The sequence below is a fragment of the Nocardia sp. AB354 genome, assembly GCF_049538315.1.
Taxonomy (GTDB): domain Bacteria; phylum Actinomycetota; class Actinomycetes; order Mycobacteriales; family Mycobacteriaceae; genus Nocardia; species Nocardia nova.
Genome location: NZ_JBMVFU010000019.1, coordinates 27702 through 48601, shown reverse-complemented (window position 1 = coordinate 48601; position 20900 = coordinate 27702). Strand labels below are relative to the sequence as shown.

Genomic DNA, 20900 nt, shown 5'->3' with positions numbered 1-20900 from the left:
GATCCGGTCTATGCCCCTAGCCGCCAGTTGACAGCCGAAGAAACTGTGACCGCGCACAGCATTCGGGCTCGTCGACGGCACGTCCGTCCAAACGAACGCACTTCACTTCGGTGGACGCCGACGGGTGCTCGGTCACCGCGCTCCGCGACTCGGCCGACTCGACGACGCTCGCCGGGCGAGCGCCGGGCAACCGGCCCAGCCGGCTCGCGGTGCGGTCCAGATCCGGGGCGGCGGCGACGTCGCGGATCAACTCCGGCAGCGGAACCTCGGCGTAGAGGGTGAGTGCCAGATCGGCGTCGTAGAGCACGTCGACGAGGTTGACGAACCGCGTCACCGCGTCGACCGGTACCCGCCGCAGCGGCGGCACCGCGCACAGGACCCAGCGCCGGTAGGTGTGGGTGAGGGTCAGGAAGTCGATGGCCGACAAGGGCTTCGCGCAGATCTCGTCGAAGTCGACCACCAGCAGGTTCGCCTCCACGGTTCGTGCTCGGAGCAGCAGGTGCGCGATCGGCACCTCGGCCGGCCGGTCGGCGCCGGACCGGCGCCCGCGCACATAGCGCCCGCTCGCGAATCCGGTCCGCGGATGGTCCCCGCGGGCACGGTAGTCCTGCGGGCCGTCGACCGCGAGCACGGCCAGATGCGCACGCAGCAGGGCGATGGCAGGTTCGAATTTCGCGTGCGTCAGCGGATTGGGCAGCTGCTCCTCGGGCGGATAGTTCGAGGTCGCCACCAGCACGATGCGCCGCGCGAACAGGGCCTCGAGCAGGCGGGTGATCAGCATGGCGTCGCCGACGTCGTGCACGTGGAATTCGTCGAAACAGATCAGTTCGGTGTCGCCGAGTACTGCGTCCAGCGCGGCCGGCAGCGCGCCGGATTCGGCGATCGCCGTATGAAGCCGGGCGAAGAACTGGTGAAAGTGGAAGCGGCACTTACGTGTCGAATCCACCCGATCGAAGAACTCGTCCATGAGCATCGTCTTGCCGCGCCCGGGACGACCGTACAGATAGACCCCGCGCGGGACCGGCCGCGGGAACGACCACCGGCGCCGGCCCCATCGCCGGGCCACCGTGGCCAGTGCCGCCGCGGCTGTGCGCTGAGCGTCATCGAGAACCAGTCCGTCCACGGTCTCCACCCTCCTGATGGCTCTACACCCGTAGAGCACCTCTACACTTGTAGAGGATGATCCCGTGGGAAACGAGAGAAGGTGACGATGTCCACACGTCCAGCGGGTGAGGTAGGTGCGACGAACCGGCGCGGACTCATCGTCGGCACGGCGATCGACCTGATCGCCCGCCAGGGGCTGCGGGCGCTGACTCATCGGGCGCTCGATACCGAGGCCGGCTTGCCGGCCGGGTCTACCTCGTACTACTTCCGCACCAAGCGCGCACTGATCGAGGCGATCGTCGACGCGATCACCGAGCGCTCGCGCACCGATTTCCGCGCCGCCGACCTACCGGCCTCCGACCCGGACGACATCGCCGCCGCGGTCGCCGCGTGGCTGGACAACCTCCTGGCGCAACGCCGTAACCATCTGATCGCCCGCCACATGCTGATCACCGACCTGCTCGGCGACCCCGACCTGCATCCCCGCCTGGTCGCGAGCCTGTTCTCCCATCGGCACGCCCGTGAGCTGTTCCGCGCGCTGGGCGCCACCGACCCCGACACGGCCGCGTCCGATTACATCGCCGTCATCGAGGGCTTGGTCTTCGACCGATTCGCCGGTGCGCGAACAGGTTTGGCGGCCGGAACAGCGCGAAGTGTCGAACAGCTGGCCCGCCCGCTTCGGGCCCACTTGCGCGCGGGGTCCGGATAACCGCGATGAGCCATCGGTCGATCCGCATCGGGGTTGAACTTTTCGTGCAAACCTCGGCGCTTTCGGCTGATTTCCCACCTTTTCGCCGAGGTTTGCACGGGAAGTTCATGGCCCACGGGCGACCGGATCAGGCTGCGGTCAGTACCAGTCCGGAGGTCGGCACACCGGTGCCGGCGGTGACGACGATGTTCTCCAGGCCCTCGACCTGGTTCACCGAGCTGCCGCGGATCTGGCGCACTCCCTCGGCGATGCCGTTCATCCCGTGGATGTAGGCCTCGCCCAACTGGCCGCCGTGGGTGTTGACCGGCAGCCGGCCGCCGATTTCGATCGCCCCGTCGGCCACGAAATCCTTGGCCTCGCCGCGACCGCAGAAGCCCAGCTCCTCGAGCTGCATCAGCACGAACGGAGTGAAGTGGTCGTAGAGAATGGCCGCCTGCATATCCTCCGGCCGCAGTTCGCTCTGCGCCCACAGCTGGTCGCCCACCAGGCCCATTTCCGGCAGGCCGGTCAGGGCGTCGCGGTAGTAGCTGGTCATCACGTACTGGTCCGCACCCGACCCTTGGGCCGCACCGGCGATCAGCGCGGGCTTGTTCGGCAGGTCCCGGGCGCGCTCGGCACTGGTGACCACGATGGCCACCCCGCCGTCGGTCTCCTGGCAGCAATCCAGCAGATGCAACGGTTCGGCGATCCAGCGCGAGGCCTGGTGGTCGTCGAGCGTGATCGGCTTGCCGTAGAAATGCGCCGCCGGATTCACCGCCGCGTGTTTGCGGTCGGCAACCGCCACCCGGCCGAAATCCGCACTGCTCGCGCCGTATACGTGCATATAGCGCCGGGCCACCATGGCGACCTGCGCGGCCGGCGTGCCCAGGCCGTGGGTGTAGGAGAATGCGTTGTCCACACCCGACGAGCTGGGATTGCCGGTCGCCAGATGAGTGGCGAACTGCCCGAAGCGATTTCCGGACCGCTCGTTGAACGCGCGGTAGGCCACCACGACATCCGCGACTCCGGTGGCGACCGCCATGGCGGCCTGCTGCACGGTCGCCGCCGCCGCGCCGCCGCCGAACGGGATGTTGCTGAAGAACTTCAGGCTCGGGATACCAGTGGCCCGCGCGACCGCGGCCTGGGTGTTGGTATCCATGGTGAAGGTCGTCAGGCCGTCCACATCGGCGGGCGTCAGGCCGGCGTCGGCGAGTGCGGCGGTGACGGCCTCGGCCGCCAGGCGCAGCTCGCTGCGGCCGGAGTCCTTGGAGAAATCGGTGGCGCCGATGCCGACGATGGCGGCGCGGCGGCTCAGACCCGTCACTGGCGTGCCTCCTGCAGGGAGATAACGGCTTTCGCCGTGATGTGGTCGCCGAGGCTGTCCTTGCCGACCACGTCGATGGTGATGTCCGCGCCGTCCACGGCCGCCACGGTTCCATTGAGCGTCAGGGTGTCGCCCGCGTACAGCGGCACCCCCAGGCGCAGGGCGATGGATTTCACCACCGCCCCCGGCCCCGCCCAATCGGTGACGAAACGCTGCACCAGACCGGTGTCGGTGAGGATGTTGACGAAAATGTCCTTGGACCCGCGCTCCACGGCCTTGTCGCGGTCGTGGTGCACGTCCTGGAAGTCGCGGGTGGCCAGGGCGGTGGAGACCACGAACGTCGGGTCGGCGTGAATCACCAACTCGGGCAGAGTGGTTCCGACCTGCACGGCGGTCGGCTGAATCGTGGATGTCATCGCACGGCCTTCCAATAGGGCACGGTGTTGTCGTCGTCGAGCTGCTGGAAGCCCACTTCGACGGGCAGGCCCACCTCGACCTCGGCGGGGTCGATGCCGCGCAGCTCACCGAGCATGCGCACGCCCTCCTCGAGTTCGACCAGAGCGACGACGTACGGCACCTGACGGCCGGGCACCTTCGGCGCGTGGTGCACCACGAAACTGAAGACGGTGCCGCGACCGGAGGCCACCACGTAGTCGGACTGTTCGGTGTGGTCCTTCCACAGCGCCGGAACCGGCGGATGCTGCAACGATCCGTCCGGGCGCTGCTGGATCCGCAGCTCACCGAGTTTTGTTCCGGCCCAGAAGAATTCGGTGTCCTTGGACACGGTGGGGCGGACCCGCTTCGCCAGATCCTCCGCCGACACCTCGCCGGGTTCGGTAGCGGCCGGCTTCGCCGTGCCGGGTGCGAACTTCAACATCCGGAACAACATCTCGGTGACGGGTTCGTCGTCGACGTACCAGGTCAGCAGATAGGTCGCGAACCAGCCCTCGCCGAGGCCGGTTCGCTTGGGCCCCACCAATTCTCGCAGTCTGGTCCGCGCCACCGGACGCTCGCCGGGGCGCAGGTAGCGGTGGTAGGTCTGCTCACAGTTGGTCGCCACCACCGAGGTGTAACCGGCGGCGTCGAGCAGATCGTTGACCGCGTTCATCGGGTCGTCGGCGGGCCGTGAGCCGTGCAGACCGGGCATGGTCCACACCTGGGCCATGGCCGGCGGTGCGACGATTCCGGGATGTCCGGCGGCGCGGGCGGCGTCGTCGTCGACGTAGATCGGGTTGGCGTCGCCCAGCGCCTCGACCCAGTTGTTGATCATCGGCTGGTTCACCGGGTCGCGGCCGAGCCGCGGAGCGGACTCGCCCAGCTGCTGGATCTTCTCGCCGGCGGCGCGGATCTCTTCCGCCGTCATGGTTTCCGACACGCGAAAACTCCTATCTCGGTACGCGGGGCAGGCGCAGACCCATCTGCGCGATCAGTTCGCGCATGACCTCGTTGACGCCGCCACCGAAGGTCACGACCAGGTTCTGTTTGGTGCGTTTGTCCAGCCAGGTCAGTAGTTCCGCGGTGACCGGATCGGCCGGATCGCCGAAGCGCCCCACGATCTCCTCCGCCAGCCGGCCCGCCTCCTGCAGCGCCTCCGTGGAGTACACCTTGGTCGCCGAGGCGTCGGCGATCACATCCCGCTGGTCGGAATCGGGGCGCTCCATATTCGAGGCGACCTGCCAGTTCAGCAGTTCGTTGACCCGCACCATGGCGTGCAGGCGGCCCAGCGCGCGCCGCACCTCGGGCTCCTCCAGGACACCCTGGCGCCGCGACCAGTCACGTACCCGCTCGTAGAGCTGCTCGATCTTGCCGGACGGTCCCAGGCTCACCCGCTCGTGATTGAGCTGGGTGGTGATGAGCTTCCAGCCGCCGTTCTCCTCCCCGACCAGCATTTCCGCCGGCACGCGGACGTTGTCGAAGTAGGTGGCGTTGGTGTGATGCGCGCCGTCGGCGGTGATGATCGGCGTCCACGAGTAGCCGGGATCGGTGGTGTCCATGATCAGGATCGAGATGCCCTTGTGCCGGGACTCGACCGAACCCGTGCGAACCGCGAGCCAGATGAAATCCGCCTCGTGCGCTCCCGTGGTGAACACCTTCTGCCCGTTGACGATCCAGTCGCCGTCGGCGTCGCGCACCGCCGAGGTCCGCAGCGCGGCCAGGTCGGTGCCGGCGTCCGGCTCGGAATATCCGATGGCGAAATGGATGTCGCCGGTGAGGATTCCGGGCAAGAACTTGCGCTTCTGCTCGTCGGTACCGAACGACTGCAGCGCCGGGCCGACGGTCAGCAGCGTCACCAGCGGCACCGGCACATCGGCGCGGACCGCCTCGTTGTAGAAGATCTGCTGTTCCAGCGGGCCGAAGCCCTGGCCGCCGTATTCCTTCGGCCAGCCCACGCCCAGCCACCCGTCGCGGCCCATCCGCTTGACCACCGCGCGGTAGGCGTCGCCGTGGCGGTTCACCGCCATCTCGGCCTCCTCCTCGGGAGTGACGAGATCGGCGAAGTAGGCGCGTAGTTCGTCGCGCAGCTTGTGCTGTTCAGCGGTCAGATCGATGTACATCTGGCTCCCAACCGGTCCAGCCGGAACGACGCACCGCCGAGCCAGCGGGCGATGTCCTTGGCTTGTGAGTAGTAGCGGTGCAGCGGGTGAGTCACATCGACGCCGATGCCGCCGTGCAGGTGATGGCACCGCTGCATGGCCGCCGGCAGCTCGGAGGCCACGCAGAACGCCAGCACATCGAGGTCGTCATCGACACGTGCAGTGTCCTTGGCGCCACCTCCGGCGTCGCGGGTCGCAGCCCCCGATGGCTCGGTCCTTCCCTCCTTCGCTCCTCCGCTTCGCTCCCCCGCTCCGTCAGTCCAGGCCCGAGCCGGGCTGCGACCTACATACTGCGCCAGCGACCAGTTCGCGGATGTCGCGGCCACCTGCAAGGCGCGCGAGACCACGTAGACGTCGGCGATTTCCTGTGCGACAGCCTGGAATTCGGCCAGCGGGCGGCCGAACTGCTGCCGGGTCCGCAGGTGTTCCGAGGTCAGCGCCAGCACGCCTTTGAGCAAACCGTCGGCGACCGCCCCGAGGGTGGCCAGGGCGATGCGGTGCAGGTCCTCCAGTGGGATATCAAGCAGTTGCGCCGCCGGAATCACCGTGTCGTCGAAGGCCACCGAGAATTCCGGCGCGCCCGTGGAACTCGGGCTCTCGGTACGGGTGATGCCGTTCGCGTCACCGTCGACGACCGCGATACCGCGGTCGGTCGGCACCAGAATCCACTGTGCCTGTTCCGCGTACGGCACCGCGATCTTGCGGCCGATGATCCGCACCGAATCGCCGTCGGCCACCGCCTTCGTCTGCGGTTCGGCGACGAACGGGGCGGCCGGTTCGTGCAGTGCCGCGGTCAGGATCGCGCCCTTGGCGACGGCGGGAAAGACCTTGGCCGCCAAGTCGTCTCCGACATGGCCGACCAGCGGCAGTACGCCGAACCCGAGGGTCGACAGCGCCGGCACCGCCACCGCGTGGGTCGCGAGTTCGGTCAGCAGGGTCGAGACCTCGAGCAGTCCCATCCCGTCGCCGCCGTGCTGTTCCGGCAGCGGCAGCGCCAGCAGCCCGCTGTCGACCAGCGCGGGCCACAACGCGAGATCACGCGCGCTGTCGTGTTCGAGCAGGCTCACGACGACTTCGGCGACCGCGTCCTGACTCTCGTCTCTGGTGAAGTCCAATTCTTTTGCTCCCTGTCGGATGTGGGCTGCTCTGGTGGCCACGGCCCTGCGGTATCAGCCCTTCGATTCGCGCGGCAGCCCGAGAATCCGCTCACCGGCGACGGTCAGCAGGATCTGTTCGGTGCCGCCGGCGATCGACAGACAGCGAGTGAGCAGGAATTCCTTCACCACGTCGGTATCCAGCGCACCGGCCGTGCCGGACAGTTCGACCGCGAATTCGGCCACTGCCTGCCGGTGCCGGACGCCGACCAGTTTGCGGACGCTGCTCTCCGCCGCGGGGTCACCGCCGGACAGTAATTTCGCGGCCGCACGCGCCTCCAGCAACGTGCCGGCCACCGAATCGGCGACCAGCGCGCCCAGGCGATCGGCGACCACCTCGGCACCCGGGCCCGCGGTGGGAGCTGCGGCGATCAGGGCCTCGAGCTCGTCGCCGATTCCCTTGCCGCCCATGGCCACTCGCTCCGCCGAGAGCGTGGACCGGGCGATCCGCCAGCCGTTGCCGAGCTCTCCCACCAGGCAGTCGTCGGGGACGAACACGTCGTCGAGGAAGACCTCGTTGAAGCGCGCCTCCCCGGTGATCTCCACCAGCGGCCGGATCTCGAGCCCCGCACTCTTCATGTCGACCAGGAAGTAGCTGATGCCCTTGTGCTTCGGCGCGGCGGAATCGGTGCGCGCCAGACAGATTCCCCACGTGGCACGGTCGGCGAGCGAGGTCCACACCTTCTGGCCGCGCAGCTTCCAGCCGCCCTCGACCCGCTCGGCGACGGTGCGCAGCGCCGCGAGATCGGAGCCAGCGCCCGGCTCCGAGAACAGCTGGCACCAGATGATCTCACCGGTCAGCGTGGGCAGCGCGTAGCGCTCGATCTGCTCGGGCGTACCCCACTGCAGCAGGGTCGGAATCGCCCAGTTGGCGATCGCCAGATCCGGCAGCTCGATTCCGGCCTTACGGATCTGATCCTCGATGAGACTGCGCTGAATCGGGTCGGCGTCGCGACCGTAGGGAGCCGGCCAGTGGCAGGCCAGTAGTCCCGCCTCGGCCAGTGCGCGGCGCTGCTCTCCGGCGGGCAGCGCGGCGATACGGGCCAGGTCGGCGGCCGGCACGGTCCCCTCGGCCGTGTCCAGACCCGCTGCCTCCCATGCCGATCCGCCTTCGGCGTCACCGAGGTCGACCGACACGTTGCGCCGCACCCCGGCATGCGTCAGCTTCGCCACCTCGGCCCGCCAGTGTGCCGAACCGCCCAGCAACGCCCGCAGCGCGGTCGCGCGCCGCAGGTACAGGTGCGCGTCGTGCTCCCAGGTGAAGCCGATACCGCCCAGCACCTGGATGCAGTCCTTGGCGTTCTCCACGGCGGCGTCCAGCGCGATCGCCATCGCGACGGCGGCGGCCAGTCGCAGTTCGCCACCACCCGCATCGGTAGCTCCCGCGGCGGTCGCCGGATCGGCCGCTGCCGCCGCGTCCGCCGCCACGGCGCGGGTCTGTTCGGTGCGGCACAGCATCCAGGCGCAGATGTGCTTGATCGCCTGGAATTCGCCGATCTTGCGGCCGAACTGCTCCCGGACCTTGGCGTAGTCGACCGCCGTCTCCAGGCACCAGCCCGCGATCCCCGCGGCCTCGGCCGCGATCAGCGCGGCCACGAGATCGCCCACCGCGTAGGGCGGTTCGAAGATGTGCCCGGCCGGCACCGCGACGCCTGCGCAGACCACACGGGCCAGCGGAGTGCTGGGGTCCAGGGGCTCGAGCGCCTCGACCGTCACGCCCGGCGTGCCCGCCGGCAGCAGGCACCACAGATCGCGGTCGCCGGAGCGTACCGGCAGCAACAGCGCGGTCTGCTCGTCGGCGCCGAGCACGGTCTCCCAGGTGCCGGTCACTTCCAGCGCGTCGGTTGCGTTGTGCGACAGCACAACAGGCTCGCCCAGGGCGATACCGCAGGGCGTATCCTCGTCGAGGGTGTCGCCGGCAACGAGGCCGGCCAGCGCGGTAGCCGTCACCGGTCCGCCCACGAGATCATGCGCCGCCTGCTCGATCAGCACGGCCAGATCGCTCACGCAGCCGCCCGCGCCGCCGGCCTCCTCGGGGACCGCGACGCGGAAGATGCCGAGGCCCACCAGGCCCGGCCAGAATTCACGCCAGTACCCCGGCGCGCCACTGCGCATTGTTGCAATCGGGTGCACCGCTGCGGCCCATCCGCGCATCGACTCCTGGACGGCTTTATGCTCGTCAGTGGTGGCGATGGTCACACTCCATACCGCCTTTCCGGCGTGACTCCCACACCTAGAACATGTTCTAATGTGACGGTCGGGCGTAAGTCAAGGGGCGTCCGTCGCCGCCGCTGAATTACGCTCGTCGGCCACCGGAACCGACGTGCGTGCAGGAAAGGACTTTCACGAATGGCCAGTCCCTCCCGAGAGCAGGCAGCCGACTCGGGTGCGCAGAACGGAGCCCGCAATCGCGCGACGGTCAGCACCCTCACCGAGGACGAGCTGAGCTCGGCGGCCCAGCGCGAACGGCGCAAGCGGATCCTCGACGCCACCCTCGCGCTCGCCTCCAAGGGCGGTTACGACGCGGTGCAGATGCGCGCGGTCGCCGAACGCGCCGACGTCGCGGTCGGCACGCTGTATCGGTACTTCCCCTCGAAGGTGCATCTGCTGGTCTCGGCACTGGCCCGGGAATTCGAGCAGTTCGACAGCAAACGCAAGCCGCTGGCCGGGCAGACCCCGCAGGAACGCATGCACGTGATGCTGACCCAGGTCACCCGCGCCATGCAGCGCGATCCCCTGCTCACCGAGGCCATGACGCGAGCGTTCATGTTCGCCGACGCCTCCGCGGCCGCCGAGGTCGACCGGGTCGGCAAGGTGATGGACCGCTTCTTCGCGCGGGCCGTGAACGAGGGCGAGCCCACCGAGCGCGATCTGGCCATCGCCCGCGTCATCAGCGACGTGTGGCTGTCGAATCTGGTGGCGTGGCTCACCCGGCGCGCCTCGGCGACCGATGTGGCCGAGCGCCTCGACCTGACCGTCGACCTCTTGCTGGGCGAAAAGTCCTGAGCGCGCGGCAGGGAGCGGATTGCCGGACAATGTAGGTCCGGCGTTCGAAACTTGCCTGGCGAGCTCGTGTAAACAGCACGTATCACTGCGCCAACACGCGGGCAAACCTGACCCAGTAAAGTTTCTCGCGCCCTGAAAAATCTCCTCCGATCACTAGGTTGGATGCGTGAGCGCACAGGATCTGCCACACGAACTTCGCCGTGCCTTGTCGGCCGTAGCCCGCGTGCCGCGGCTATTGGTCGCTTCGGACTACGACGGGACAATCGCGCCCATAGTCTCCGATCCGGCAAAGGCCTATCCCCATCGGGAATCGGTCAGCGCATTGCGTGCGCTCGCCGGCCTGACGACCACTACCGCGGCCGTCATCTCCGGCCGCGCGCTGCGAGATCTCGCGGCGCTTTCCCGGCTTCCCGTCGAGGTGCAGTTGATCGGAAGCCACGGCTCCGAATTCGATGTCGGATTCGTGCACGCCATCGACAACGACGCCAAGCAGTTGCTGACCGAGGTGCGCCACGCCCTGGCCGCCATCGCCGACGACAATCCCGGCGTCACCGTCGAGGCCAAGCCGGCCAGCATCGCGCTGCATGTGCGCAACGCCACTCCCGAGGTGGGCCGGCGTGCGCTGCAGCAGGCCCGGCAGGGTCCGGCGAGCTGGGTCGGCATCCAGGTCACCGAGGGCAAGGCGGTCATCGAACTGGCCGTCATCCAGACCGACAAGGGCGCGGCTCTCGACATCATCCGCCATCAGGAGGGCGCCTCGGCCGCCGTCTTCTTCGGTGACGACGTCACCGACGAGAAGGCCTTCGCGCGGCTGTCGGGTCCGGACATCGGCATCAAGGTGGGCGACGGCGAGAGCCTCGCGGAGTACCGGGTGCCCAGCACCGAGGAGGTCGCCAAGGCTTTGGCGTTCCTGCTCGAGGAGCGCCGTACCTGGCTGGCGGGTGCGTCGGCGCCGCGCATCGAGCGGCTGACCATGCTGGCCTCGCCGCGCTCCAAGGCGCTGCTCACCCCCGACGGGACCGTCAGCTGGTTCTGCCATCCCGAGCCGGATTCGGCGGCGGTCTTCGCTCATCTGCTGGGCGGCCCGGCTGCCGGACATTTCACCATCGCCCCCGAGCGTCAGAGCCTGCCGCTGTCCCAGCGCTACGTCGACGGCACCATGACCGTCGAAACCCGTTGGTCCAGTTTGAAAATCGTCGACTACCTGCCGCACGACGTCGCGCTGGAACGCACCGATCTGACCCGCGTGATCACCGGTGACGCGCGCGCGGTGGTCACCTTCGCACCCCGCCCGGAGTTCGGGCAGGTGCCGGTGACGCTGGTCCGCGAACCGGCCGGCCTGCGCGTGCACGGCACCAACGATCCGATCGTGCTGCGCTCCCCCGGCGTGCAGTGGGAGATCTCCGAAGAGGGCATCCACCACGTCGCCCGCGCGGTGGTCGACCCTTCGCAGGGGCCGATCGTGCTCGAAATGCGCTGCGGCACCTCCGATCTCGCCCCAGCGATGGTCAGCGAGGCGGATCGGCGCAACGAGGCCGAGCGGCACTGGCGCGACTGGGCCGCCGATCTGAACCTGCCGCCGCTGAAGCCCGATCTGATGAAGCGTTCGGCGCTGACCCTGCGCGGGCTGGTACACGCCCCGTCGGGGTCGATTCTGGCCGCGGCCACCACCTCGCTGCCCGAGGACATCGGCGGCGTCCGCAACTGGGACTACCGCTACTGTTGGCTGCGCGACGCCTCGCTCACCGCGCACGCCCTGGTCACCCTGGGCTCGCTGGCGGAGGCCGAGGATTTCCTGGCCTGGACGCACCGCGTGCTCGAGACGCTGGCCGGACCGGAACGCCTGCACCCGCTGTACACGCTCTACGGCGAGACGCTGCCCCCGGAGGCGGTGCTGGATCAGCTGCCCGGTTACGCGGGCTCGCGGCCGGTACGCGTGGGCAACGCGGCGAATATGCAGGTCCAGCTGGATGTGTTCGGCCCGATCGTGGATCTGATCGCGGCCCTGGCCGAGGCTCGGGAGGGCAAGGGCATTCTCGACCCGGCCAAGGCACTGCCCGACCGCGACTGGGAACTCGTCGAGGCCATGGTCCAGGCTGTCCAGCGCCGCTGGCGCGAACCGGACCACGGCATCTGGGAGATCCGCGGCAACCCGCGTCACCACGTGTATTCGAAGGTGATGGGCTGGCTGACGGTCGACCGGGCTTTGAAGCTGGCCGAGCGGTTCGACCGCGGCATCGACCCGGTGTGGGTCGAACTGCGCGAGACCATCGCCGACGAGGTGAAGGCCAAGGGCTGGAACGAGCAGGTGCAGTCCTACACGGCCGCCTACGACGGCACCGATCTGGACGCCGCGACCCTGCACATCGGCCTCAGCGGACTGATCGAACCGTCGGATCCACGCTTCGCGGCCACGGTCGTCGCCACCGAGGCCGAATTGCGCAGCGGCTCGACGGTATACCGCTATCACCACGACGACGGCCTGCCCGGCGGTGAGGGCGGCTTCCACCTGTGTGCCGCCTGGCTGGTGGAGGCCTACCTGCTGATCGGCAAGCGCGAGGACGCCGAGGCGCTGTTCGCCCAGCTGGTGGATGTCGCCGGCCCGACCGGACTGCTCAGCGAGGAGTACGACCCGGTCGCCGAACGCTCCCTGGGCAACCACCCGCAGGCCTACAGCCATCTGGGTCTGCTGCGCTGCGCCCAGCTGCTGAGCCAGCCGGTAGCGGCCATGGTGCAGTAGCCACCGGTCGCCGGATTCCCGTTCCAGGGCCCGCGGTCGCTCGGATCGAGCGGTCGCGGGCCCTGTTCGTGGTGCGGTTCACATCCCGGCCGGTCCGATCGATGGGGTCCGGACCCGCCACATACGCTACATTTAAATGGAAATCGTTTCCGTTAAGAGCTCGTGTGCAGGAGTACCCCGCGTGATCAGAAGTTTCGCCGCTCGAATCGCTGTCGTCACGCTGGGGATCACCACCGCGGTCACGCTGGCCGCCTGCTCGGGATCGTCCTCGGATTCGGGGAAGCCGAAAATCGTCGCCTCCACCGATGTCTGGGGCAGCGTCGCGGCGGCGGTCGGGGGTCCCGACGTCGAGGTGAAGTCGATCATCGACAGCCCGGCCGTGGACCCGCACTCCTACGAAACCAGCCCGACCGATGCCGCCGCGATCCGCGATGCCGCGCTGGTGCTCTACAACGGCGGCCACTACGACGAGTTCGCCGAGAAGGCGGCCGCGGGGCGCGGCAAACCCAGCATCGCCGCCTTCGACCTGCGCTCGACGCCGAACGACGAGAACGAGCACGTCTGGTACGACATGAAGACCGTCGACGCCGTGGCCGGGCGGATCGCCGACGAACTCGGCCGCATCGATCCCGAGCACAAGCAGGCCTTCACCGATCGCGCCGCCGGATTCCGCGCCCAGCTGGCGAACATCTCCGCGATCACCGCGAAAGCCGCGGCCGCCCACCCGAAGACGCCGGTGCTGCAGACCGAACCGCTCGCGCACTATCTGCTGCTGGCCGCCGACACCGACGACCGCACCCCGCACGCCTTCGAGGAGGCGATCGAACAGGGCACCGATCCCTCGCCGGCGGATCTGGCGGCGGTGCGAGAGCTGTTGACCGGCAAGCAGGTTCGCGCGCTGGTCTACAACATCCAGACCGAGGACAAGACCACGAAGGATGTCGCCGCGACCGCGAAATCCGCGGGTGTGCCGATCGTCGAGGTCACCGAAACCCTCCCGGCGAACACCGATTTCGTGAAGTGGCAGACCGACAACGCGACGGCGCTGGCCGCCGCGCTCGGCTGAGGAAGGTAGTGATGGCGGGACGCACCCGAACCGAAGCGCCGGAATCCGCCGGCAGCGGAGCCGACGCACTCTCCTGCGACGGCCACACCGATAGGGACGGCGACCAGCGGACCCGGCCGACCGCCGACGAATCCCCGGATACGGCGGCCCGGCCCGGCTCTGTTGGCAGCACGACCCGTTTCGACGGCGCGGAGTGCGCGTTCTGCGAGGAGACCGGCGAGGCGGCGACGATTTCCGCGACCACATCAGCGGCGTCCATGGCGGCACCCGCCGTATCGCTGCGGGGTGCGCGCCTGGCGTTCGGTCCGCGCACGCTCTGGGAGGGCCTCGATCTCGACGTCGCGCCCGGCGAATTCGTCGCGGTGCTGGGACCCAACGGATCCGGTAAGACCTCGCTGCTGCGGATGCTGCTGGGGCAGCTCGCGCCGAGTGCGGGGACGGTCGAGGTGAGCGGGGCGCCCGCCCGGCTGGGCAATCCGCGTATCGGCTATGTGCCACAACAGAAGACGATCGATGCCGGTGTGCAACTGCGCGGGATCGATCTGGTCGGGCTGGGCGTGGACGGGCATCGCTGGGGGCTGGGCCGGCGCGGCCGGGGCGAGCGCCGGCGCCGGGTCGCCGACGCCATCGCCCAGGTCGGAGCCGAGCATTTCGCGAACGCACCGCTGGAATCGCTGTCCGGCGGTGAGCAGCAACGCTTGCGGGTGGCGCAGGCACTGGCCGGTGATCCGCGCGTGCTGCTGTGCGACGAACCGCTGCTGAGCCTGGATCTGGCCAATCAGCGGCTGGTGTCCGAACTCATCGATCGCCGCCGCCGCACCCACGACACCGCGGTGCTGTTCGTGACGCACGAGATCAATCCGATTCTGCCGCTGGTGGATCGGGTGCTGTATCTGGTGGAGGGCAGGTTCCGGATCGGCACGCCCGACGAGGTGATGACCTCGGAGGTGCTCTCGGAGCTCTACGGCACCGAGGTCGACGTGCTGCGCGTCCGCGGCCGGCTGGTGGTCGTCGGCACCGGCGACGAAATCGATGCACTGGGCACCCACCACACCGAGGGAGCCGGCGAATGAACGAGAAACTTTCCGACGTCCTCACCAAGATGCTGGATCTGCACACCACCGCCGACCTGCTGTCCTACGACTTCGTGCAGCAGGCGGTGCTCGCGGCCGCCCTGCTGGGACTGCTCGCCGGCGTGATCGGGCCGCTCATCGTGAACCGGCAGATGTCGTTCGCCGTGCACGGCACCAGCGAACTCTCGCTGACCGGTGCCGCGGCCGCGCTGCTGGTGGGTATCGGCGTGGGCGCGGGGGCGATCGCGGGATCGGTGATCGCGGCGGTCATGTTCGGTCTGCTGGGTTCCAAGGCGCGCGAACGTGATTCGGTGATCGCGGTGGTGATGTCGTTCGGGCTCGGCCTGTCGGTGCTGTTCCTCTGGCTGGGGCCGAGTCGCGCCGGATCGAAATTCTCCCTGCTCACCGGGCAGGTGGTCAGCGTCGGCGGCACCGGTCTCACCTCGCTCGCGCTCTGCACCGTCGGCGTGCTGGCGGTGCTCGCGTTCATCTACCGCCCGTTGCTTTTCGCCAGCACCGACCCGGAAGTCGCGGTGGCGCGCGGGGTTCCGGTGCGCGCGCTCTCGGTGGTGTTCGCGGTGCTGCTCGGCGTGACCGCTGCCTTCGGGGTGCAGATCGTCGGCGCCCTGCTGGTGCTGTCGCTGCTGATCACCCCCGCAGCGGCCGCCGCCCAGCTCACCGCGAGCCCGCTGCGGGCGACGCTGTTGTCGGTGCTGTTCGCCGAAATCGCCGCCGTGGGCGGGATTCTGCTGTCCCTGGCGCCCGGCGTCCCGGTCTCGACCTTCATCACGACCATCTCGTTCGTGATCTACCTGGCCTGCCGGTTCATCGGCCGCCCGGTCGTGAACGCGCGCCGCCGCACGGCAGCGGTCGTGCGCGTGGAGGAGTCGCCCGGCTCGCCGCAGCCGGTACTTCCGGCGAACCCGTCCGTCGCCGCCGAGGCCGCAACGAAATAAAACCGCCGAATTCAGTTCGCGCCGCTCTCACCGGCCAGCGCGAACAACCCCTCGGGGGTCTGCTCGATCAAACCGTCGACGAGCAGCGAATCCAGTGCCCGGTCGCGCTGGCCCGGATCGCGGGTCCAGGCCAGGTCGAGAGCCACCCGTTCGACCGGTCCGGTGGCCGCGCGCAGCACGTCCAGGAGTCGCCCGCGAGCCTGCCGATCGGTGCCGTCGTATTTCTGGGTACGGCGCACCACATCGGATGCCGGACGACCGGAGGTGACCCACGTACAGCGCGGCAGCGGGCAGCGCTCGCAGTCGGGAGTGCGAGCTGTGCAGACGGTGGCTCCCAATTCCATCAGCGCCGCGGAGAAGACCGCCGCCCGGTCGATCCGGACCGGGAGGAGGGCCTCGGTTTCGGCCAGATCGCGAGCGCGCGGATTGCCGGCCTCGGCGCGGCCGTGCACCGCACGGGCAACCACTCGGCGAACATTGGTGTCCACCACCGGAACTCGCTGCCCGTAGGCGAAACAGGCCACCGCCCGCGCGGTGTAGGCGCCGATGCCGGGCAGCGTGAGCAGCACCTCGACATCGTCGGGCACCACGTCGCCGTATTCGGCGGCGAGCACCCGGGCGCATTCATGCAACCGCAGGGCACGGCGCGGATATCCGAGTTTGCCCCACGCGCGCAGCACCTCACCGGGCGAGGCGGCGGCCATCGCCGAGGGCACCGGCCAGCGCCGCACCCATTCCCGCCAGATCGGCTCCACCCGGACCACGGGCGTCTGCTGCAGCATGATCTCGCTCATCAGGATCTGCCAGGCGCTCACGCCGGGCCGCCGCCAGGGCAGGTCCCGGGCGGACTGCTCGTACCAGTCGATCAGAACGTCGCTGTCGACGCCCGCGACCGGGTCGCGCGTGGTCTCGCTCGCCGCCTTCGAGCTCACGACATCACCACCGTGCTCGCCCGCCGGTGATCCGAAATTTGCCCACGTGTAGCCAATCGGACTCGCCGGTAGCCCGCAAGCTGTGGAAAATGGGACGCATGCCTCATACCAACCCGATCAGTGCCTGGAAGTCTCTCCGCGAGGGTAACGACAGGTTCGTCAACGGCACACTGCAGCACCCCAGCCAGGGCGCCGCCGACCGCGCCAAACTCGTCGGTGGCCAGCAGCCCCGGGCCATCCTGTTCGGGTGCGGCGACTCCCGCGTCGCGGCGGAGATCATCTTCGACCAGGGCCTCGGCGATATGTTCGTGGTCCGCACCGCCGGCCACGTCGTCGACGAGTCGGTGCTGGGCTCGATCGAATACGGCGTCGCCATCCTCAATGTGCCGCTGATCGTGGTCCTCGGACACGACAGTTGCGGCGCGGTCCGCGCGACCATCGACGCCCTCGACGACGGCAACGTGCCCGGCGGATTCATCCGCAGCGTGGTCGAGCGCGTATCGCCGTCCATCCTCACCGGCCGCCGCGACGGACTCACCGAAGTCGACGAACTCGAGGCCCGCCACGTGCAGGAGACCGCACGCCTGCTCACCGATCGCTCGAAGATCGTCTCCGATCGGGTCGACAGCGGACAGTGCGCGATCGCCTGTGTGAACTACAAGCTTGCCGACGGCCGCGCGCAGTTGCACAAGGTGATCGGCGATATCGGCGAAACAGTCTGAACCACAACGGTTCTCACACGGTGATCGCCGGGTGCCCGCACCGCCGCGGAAGGCGGCGCGAAAATGTACCCGGCGTCACCGCCATTTCGGCGCCGACACGCCGCGTACCTGAGCGGAACGGCACGATCGTGCCCTTACCGTTGTTGCCGTGCTGGAACCGAATGGACCACTGCCGCCGGAGATCTACTGGCGTCGCCGCCTGCTCGCCATCGGCGCGCTGATCGTCGCGCTCGCTCTGGTCATCTGGCTGGCGCTGATGTTGCTGCGCGGCGGCGGGGACGACAAGGACCCCAAGGCCGCGGGGGCGACCTCCACCTCCGCGAAGGCGGGCGGATCCACCACCGCCGATCCCAGCGGTTCGAAGGCGCCGGCTTCGGGCACCGTCAACGCCACCGCCAGCGGCATCCCCGCCCCGTGCCCGGATCAGTCGCTGGCGGTGAAGGTGACCGTCGGCCAGCCGACCTACAAGGCCGGTGATCAGCCGGTGTTCACCATCGTGCTCACCAACATCTCCACCGCGGGCTGTACTCGGGATATGGGTTCGGGCCTGCAGCAGGTGTGGGTGCAGTCGCTGGACGGCCAGCGCAAGCTGTGGTCGAACACCGATTGCGATCAGGGCGGTCCGGCCGATCTCCGCACGCTCAACGGCGGCCAGCAGGCGGCGTTCACTCTCACCTGGTCGGGCACCACGTCGCAGCCGGGTTGTGCGGGCGATCGCGTTCCGGTGCCGGCCGGCGGATACGCGGTGGTGGCGCAGTTCGGTTCGGTGCGCAGCGCGCCGGAGACCTTCAACATCGCCTGACTCACCGGTAAGAAAGCGGGAGCGCCCGAAGCCGGTTCAGACCGTGCCGGATTCCGCCGATCGCACCGCGCCGGATTCCGACAGCCGGGACAGGCCCTCGCGGATCTGTCGGGCCAGATGCGCATCGATACCGTCGACGCCCTCGATATCCGAGGCGCTCGCCGAAACCAGGCCCGACAGCGAGCCGAATGCGGCGATCACGGGTTCGGCGCGGCGCAGCGGCACTCGCGGAATCTCGGCCAGCACCCGATATCCGCGCGGGCCCACGGCGGTGTCGAGAGCCTCGTATGTCGCCGGAAAGCCGAGTGGCGGAGCGAGATTGGTGAGTTCGAGCAGATCCACCTCGAGCAGCCCGTCGAGCGCTGCCAGCGTGCGGTCGACCATCGCGTCGTCGACCGGTTCGGTGCGGATGTAGTCACGGACCAGCAGGCGGCGCAGGGCCTCGGTGTTGCCGACGAGTTCGGCCAATTGCAGCGCCAGCTGCCGGCCGTCCACGCCGAGTTCGGCCACGTCGGAACTGATTTCGCGCGCGACGCGGCGGACCAGCTCCAGGCAGTGCACCACCGCCAGCACATCGCGCACCGTGGCGCAGTCGTTCAACTCCACCAGCGACAGCTGCCGGGTGGTCTCGTCCAGGCGCGAACGGTAGCGCTCCAGCGTCGCCATCGCCTGATTGGCGCGCGACAGGATGGTCTCCGAGGTCTGGATCGGATGCCGGTGCCCGTTGAGATAGACCGTGACGATGCCCGTCGAGCGGCTCACCGACACCACCGGATAGCCGGTCTGCGCGGCGGTGCGCTCGGCCGCCTTGTGCCTCGTGCCGGATTCGGTGGTCGGCAGGCCGGGGTCGGGAACCAGATGGACATTGGCGCGGCGGATACGTGCGCCGTCGGTCGAAAGCACCACGGCGCCATCCATTTTCGACAGCTCACGCAGCCGGGTCGGCGAGAATTCGACGTCCAGTTCGAATCCGCCGTCGCAGATTCGCTCCAGTTCCTCGTCGTAGCCGAGCACGATCAGCCCGCCGGTGCGGGCACGCAGGATCCGGTCGATACCGTCGCGCAGTTCGGTGCCCGGCACCAGCCGGGCGATGGTGGTACTCAGGCCGGGGTCACCATCGGCCTCGACCGCCTCGGCCACGGGCGACCCATCCGCCGGAGCCACCCCATCTACCGCGGCCACCCCATCTACCGGAGTTACCGCATCCACCGCGGCCGGCACGTCCGCTGGAGTCACGAACCTGCGGCGCGGCGCGGGACGGCCGAGCAGGTGTGTCACCCAACGGCCCGGGATCATTCCACAGCCTCCACACGCTCGCGTCGTCGCTTCGACAAACCACTCGAGGCGAGAGCCGCACGAACACTCGCGACCTCGTGCACCTTCATTCCGATGCCGGACAGGTCGGTTCCGGGCGGTACCAACGCCTCCGTGAAACCTAGCCGCTCGGCCTCGCGCAACCTGCGCCCGACCCCCGTGACACGCCGGACCTCACCGGCGAGGCCGACCTCGCCCAGCACCACCATGCCCGCGCGCAGCGGGATATCGCGTTCGGCGCCGGTGATCGCGACCGCGACGGCCAGATCGGCGGCGGGCTCGGTCAACCGCATGCCGCCGACCGTGGCGGCGTAGACGTCGTGCTTGCCCAGATACACACCGCAACGGCTCTGCAGCACCGCGAGCACCATCGAGACGCGGTTGTAGTCCAGACCGCTCACCGCGCGTCGCGGGGCGGGTACCTGGGTGGATACGGTCAGCCCCTGTACCTCGCCGAGCAGCGGCCGCTTACCGTCCATCGCGACCGTGATCGCGGTGCCGGGAACCTGATCCGCACGGTGATGCAGGAACAGCCCGGACGGATCGCTCACCCCGGCGATGCCGTCGTCGTGCAGTTCGAAACAGCCGACCTCGTCGGCGCTGCCGAAGCGGTTCTTGATGCCGCGCACCATGCGCAGGGTGGAGTGTTTGTCGCCCTCGAACTGCAACACCACATCCACCAGGTGTTCGAGGGTGCGCGGCCCGGCGACATTGCCGTCCTTGGTGACGTGGCCGACCAGCAGCACCGCGATACCGCTCGCCTTGGCCAGGGAGGTCAGGGCCGCGGTCACCGCGCGCACCTGGGTCACACCGCCGATCACCCCGTCCGCGTCGGCGGCCAGCATGGTCTGCACCGAATCGACCACCAGCAGCGTCGGCCGGACCTGATCGACATGGCCGAGAATCGTGGCGAGATCGGATTCGGCTGCGAGATAGACCCTTTCGTGCACCGCCCCGGTCCGGTCGGCGCGCAGCCGGACCTGCCCGGCGGACTCCTCGGCGGTGACGTAGAGCGCACGCTCCTCGCGCTCCCGCGCCCAGCGGTGGGCGACCTCGAGCAGCAGCGTCGACTTGCCCACGCCCGGCTCACCCGAGAGCAGCACCACCGATCCGGGCACCACCCCGCCGCCGAGGACGCGATCCAATTCCGCGACACCGGTGGGCCGGGCGCGGGTGACCTTCGAGTCGATGGTCGAGATGGGCGCCGCGGCCGTCGAGGGCAGCAGTGCCCGGCGCCCGGCGGCATGCGCTCCCGCCCCGGCGCCGGCCGACACCACCTCGTCGACGGTTCCCCATTCGTTGCACCCCGGGCAGCGCCCCACCCATTTGGCAACCTCGTTCCCGCATGCCGAGCAGCGGTACAGCGATTTCACCTTGGCCACGTGCGCAGCCTAGATAGGGGGGCCGACATGGGCCGGTGTTCAG

The 20900-nt window shown here is 69.1% G+C and carries 18 protein-coding genes; 8 read left to right on the top strand and 10 right to left on the bottom strand.

Translation table 11 applies throughout. From position 1 onward, the window contains the following. Positions 1–16: 16 nt before the first annotated feature. Positions 17–1123, bottom strand: coding sequence for a cell division protein ZapE (gene zapE / locus ACPCUW_RS24765; protein ID WP_423427395.1), 1107 nt, complete (start codon positions 1121–1123; stop codon positions 17–19). An 87-nt stretch (positions 1124–1210) separates the two neighbouring features. On the opposite strand from zapE, the gene ACPCUW_RS24760 reads away from it, so the two are divergent. Beyond that, the gene (locus ACPCUW_RS24760) at positions 1211–1813 is read left to right on the top strand and encodes a TetR/AcrR family transcriptional regulator (protein ID WP_423427393.1); all 603 of its coding nucleotides are present in this window, start codon (positions 1211–1213) and stop codon (positions 1811–1813) included. 127 nt (positions 1814–1940) lie between these two features. Here the strand turns inward: ACPCUW_RS24760 and ACPCUW_RS24755 are convergent, their stop codons facing one another. The 6 genes from ACPCUW_RS24755 to ACPCUW_RS24730 are packed head-to-tail and all read right to left on the bottom strand — an operon-like array spanning position 1941 to position 9063. After that, entirely contained in the window at positions 1941–3116 is a 1176-nt protein-coding gene (locus ACPCUW_RS24755; protein ID WP_423427392.1) for a lipid-transfer protein, read from the bottom strand. Continuing rightward, positions 3113–3532 (bottom strand): MaoC family dehydratase, encoded by a 420-nt coding sequence (locus tag ACPCUW_RS24750; protein ID WP_030517303.1) that lies wholly within the window; start codon positions 3530–3532, stop codon positions 3113–3115. The genes ACPCUW_RS24755 and ACPCUW_RS24750 overlap by 4 nt, the downstream gene beginning before the upstream one ends. Then, positions 3529–4479 (bottom strand): bifunctional MaoC family dehydratase N-terminal/OB-fold nucleic acid binding domain-containing protein, encoded by a 951-nt coding sequence (locus tag ACPCUW_RS24745; protein ID WP_423427474.1) that lies wholly within the window; start codon positions 4477–4479, stop codon positions 3529–3531. Before ACPCUW_RS24745 ends, ACPCUW_RS24750 begins: the two co-directional genes overlap by 4 nt. 22 nt (positions 4480–4501) lie before the next feature. Further along, complete coding sequence (locus tag ACPCUW_RS24740) at positions 4502–5671, bottom strand: acyl-CoA dehydrogenase family protein (RefSeq protein WP_063010086.1); 1170 nt, start codon at positions 5669–5671, stop codon at positions 4502–4504. Continuing rightward, the gene (locus ACPCUW_RS24735; protein WP_423427390.1) at positions 5656–6825 is read right to left on the bottom strand and encodes an acyl-CoA dehydrogenase family protein; all 1170 of its coding nucleotides are present in this window, start codon (positions 6823–6825) and stop codon (positions 5656–5658) included. Before ACPCUW_RS24735 ends, ACPCUW_RS24740 begins: the two co-directional genes overlap by 16 nt. 54 nt (positions 6826–6879) lie before the next feature. Then, a complete protein-coding gene (locus ACPCUW_RS24730) occupies positions 6880–9063 on the bottom strand; it encodes an acyl-CoA dehydrogenase family protein (RefSeq protein ID WP_423427388.1) in 2184 nt (727 codons plus the stop codon). A gap of 150 nt (positions 9064–9213) precedes the next feature. Between ACPCUW_RS24730 and kstR the strand changes: the two genes are divergently transcribed. From kstR to ACPCUW_RS24705, 5 genes are all read left to right on the top strand, one after another. Then, a complete protein-coding gene (kstR, locus tag ACPCUW_RS24725; protein ID WP_423427386.1) occupies positions 9214–9870 on the top strand; it encodes a cholesterol catabolism transcriptional regulator KstR in 657 nt (218 codons plus the stop codon). A gap of 166 nt (positions 9871–10036) precedes the next feature. Beyond that, positions 10037–12610 carry a trehalose-phosphatase gene (otsB, locus tag ACPCUW_RS24720; RefSeq protein ID WP_423427385.1) on the top strand — a complete coding sequence of 858 codons (2574 nt, stop codon included), beginning with the start codon at positions 10037–10039 and terminating at the stop codon, positions 12608–12610. Between the two features lie 136 nt (positions 12611–12746). Then, on the top strand, positions 12747–13676 hold the full coding sequence (locus tag ACPCUW_RS24715; RefSeq protein ID WP_082856661.1) for a metal ABC transporter solute-binding protein, Zn/Mn family: 930 nt from the start codon (positions 12747–12749) through the stop codon (positions 13674–13676). Between the two features lie 257 nt (positions 13677–13933). Continuing rightward, positions 13934–14749, top strand: a complete 816-nt coding sequence (locus ACPCUW_RS24710) for a metal ABC transporter ATP-binding protein (RefSeq protein WP_423427472.1) — start codon at positions 13934–13936, stop codon at positions 14747–14749. Beyond that, positions 14746–15705, top strand: a complete 960-nt coding sequence (locus ACPCUW_RS24705; protein ID WP_084494013.1) for a metal ABC transporter permease — start codon at positions 14746–14748, stop codon at positions 15703–15705. Before ACPCUW_RS24710 ends, ACPCUW_RS24705 begins: the two co-directional genes overlap by 4 nt. 11 nt (positions 15706–15716) lie before the next feature. Here the strand turns inward: ACPCUW_RS24705 and ACPCUW_RS24700 are convergent, their stop codons facing one another. Beyond that, positions 15717–16637, bottom strand: a complete 921-nt coding sequence (locus tag ACPCUW_RS24700) for an A/G-specific adenine glycosylase (protein ID WP_423427383.1) — start codon at positions 16635–16637, stop codon at positions 15717–15719. Between the two features lie 98 nt (positions 16638–16735). On the opposite strand from ACPCUW_RS24700, the gene ACPCUW_RS24695 reads away from it, so the two are divergent. Next, a complete protein-coding gene (locus ACPCUW_RS24695; RefSeq protein WP_030517314.1) occupies positions 16736–17359 on the top strand; it encodes a carbonic anhydrase in 624 nt (207 codons plus the stop codon). A gap of 148 nt (positions 17360–17507) precedes the next feature. After that, entirely contained in the window at positions 17508–18161 is a 654-nt protein-coding gene (locus ACPCUW_RS24690) for a hypothetical protein (RefSeq protein ID WP_063010098.1), read from the top strand. Between the two features lie 36 nt (positions 18162–18197). Here ACPCUW_RS24690 and disA read toward each other — a convergent pair whose 3' ends face one another. Together disA and radA are read right to left on the bottom strand one after the other, a co-directional pair. Next, on the bottom strand, positions 18198–19301 hold the full coding sequence (disA, locus tag ACPCUW_RS24685) for a DNA integrity scanning diadenylate cyclase DisA (RefSeq protein ID WP_423427381.1): 1104 nt from the start codon (positions 19299–19301) through the stop codon (positions 18198–18200). 152 nt (positions 19302–19453) lie between these two features. Continuing rightward, positions 19454–20857, bottom strand: coding sequence for a DNA repair protein RadA (radA, locus tag ACPCUW_RS24680; protein WP_030517317.1), 1404 nt, complete (start codon positions 20855–20857; stop codon positions 19454–19456). Positions 20858–20900: the final 43 nt, after the last annotated feature.

What these genes read in the sequence shown, in the direction of transcription:
- ACPCUW_RS24760 (WP_423427393.1), top strand. Translation starts at nt 1,211, where the DNA reads ATGTCCACACGTCCAGCGGGTGAGGTAGGTGCGACGAACCGGCGCGGA.
- ACPCUW_RS24750 (WP_030517303.1), bottom strand. Translation starts at nt 3,532, where the DNA reads ATGACATCCACGATTCAGCCGACCGCCGTGCAGGTCGGAACCACTCTG.
- ACPCUW_RS24745 (WP_423427474.1), bottom strand. Translation starts at nt 4,479, where the DNA reads ATGACGGCGGAAGAGATCCGCGCCGCCGGCGAGAAGATCCAGCAGCTG.
- ACPCUW_RS24740 (WP_063010086.1), bottom strand. Translation starts at nt 5,671, where the DNA reads ATGTACATCGATCTGACCGCTGAACAGCACAAGCTGCGCGACGAACTA.
- kstR (WP_423427386.1), top strand. Translation starts at nt 9,214, where the DNA reads ATGGCCAGTCCCTCCCGAGAGCAGGCAGCCGACTCGGGTGCGCAGAAC.
- ACPCUW_RS24715 (WP_082856661.1), top strand. Translation starts at nt 12,747, where the DNA reads ATGGAAATCGTTTCCGTTAAGAGCTCGTGTGCAGGAGTACCCCGCGTG.
- ACPCUW_RS24710 (WP_423427472.1), top strand. Translation starts at nt 13,934, where the DNA reads ATGGCGGCACCCGCCGTATCGCTGCGGGGTGCGCGCCTGGCGTTCGGT.
- ACPCUW_RS24705 (WP_084494013.1), top strand. Translation starts at nt 14,746, where the DNA reads ATGAACGAGAAACTTTCCGACGTCCTCACCAAGATGCTGGATCTGCAC.
- ACPCUW_RS24695 (WP_030517314.1), top strand. Translation starts at nt 16,736, where the DNA reads ATGCCTCATACCAACCCGATCAGTGCCTGGAAGTCTCTCCGCGAGGGT.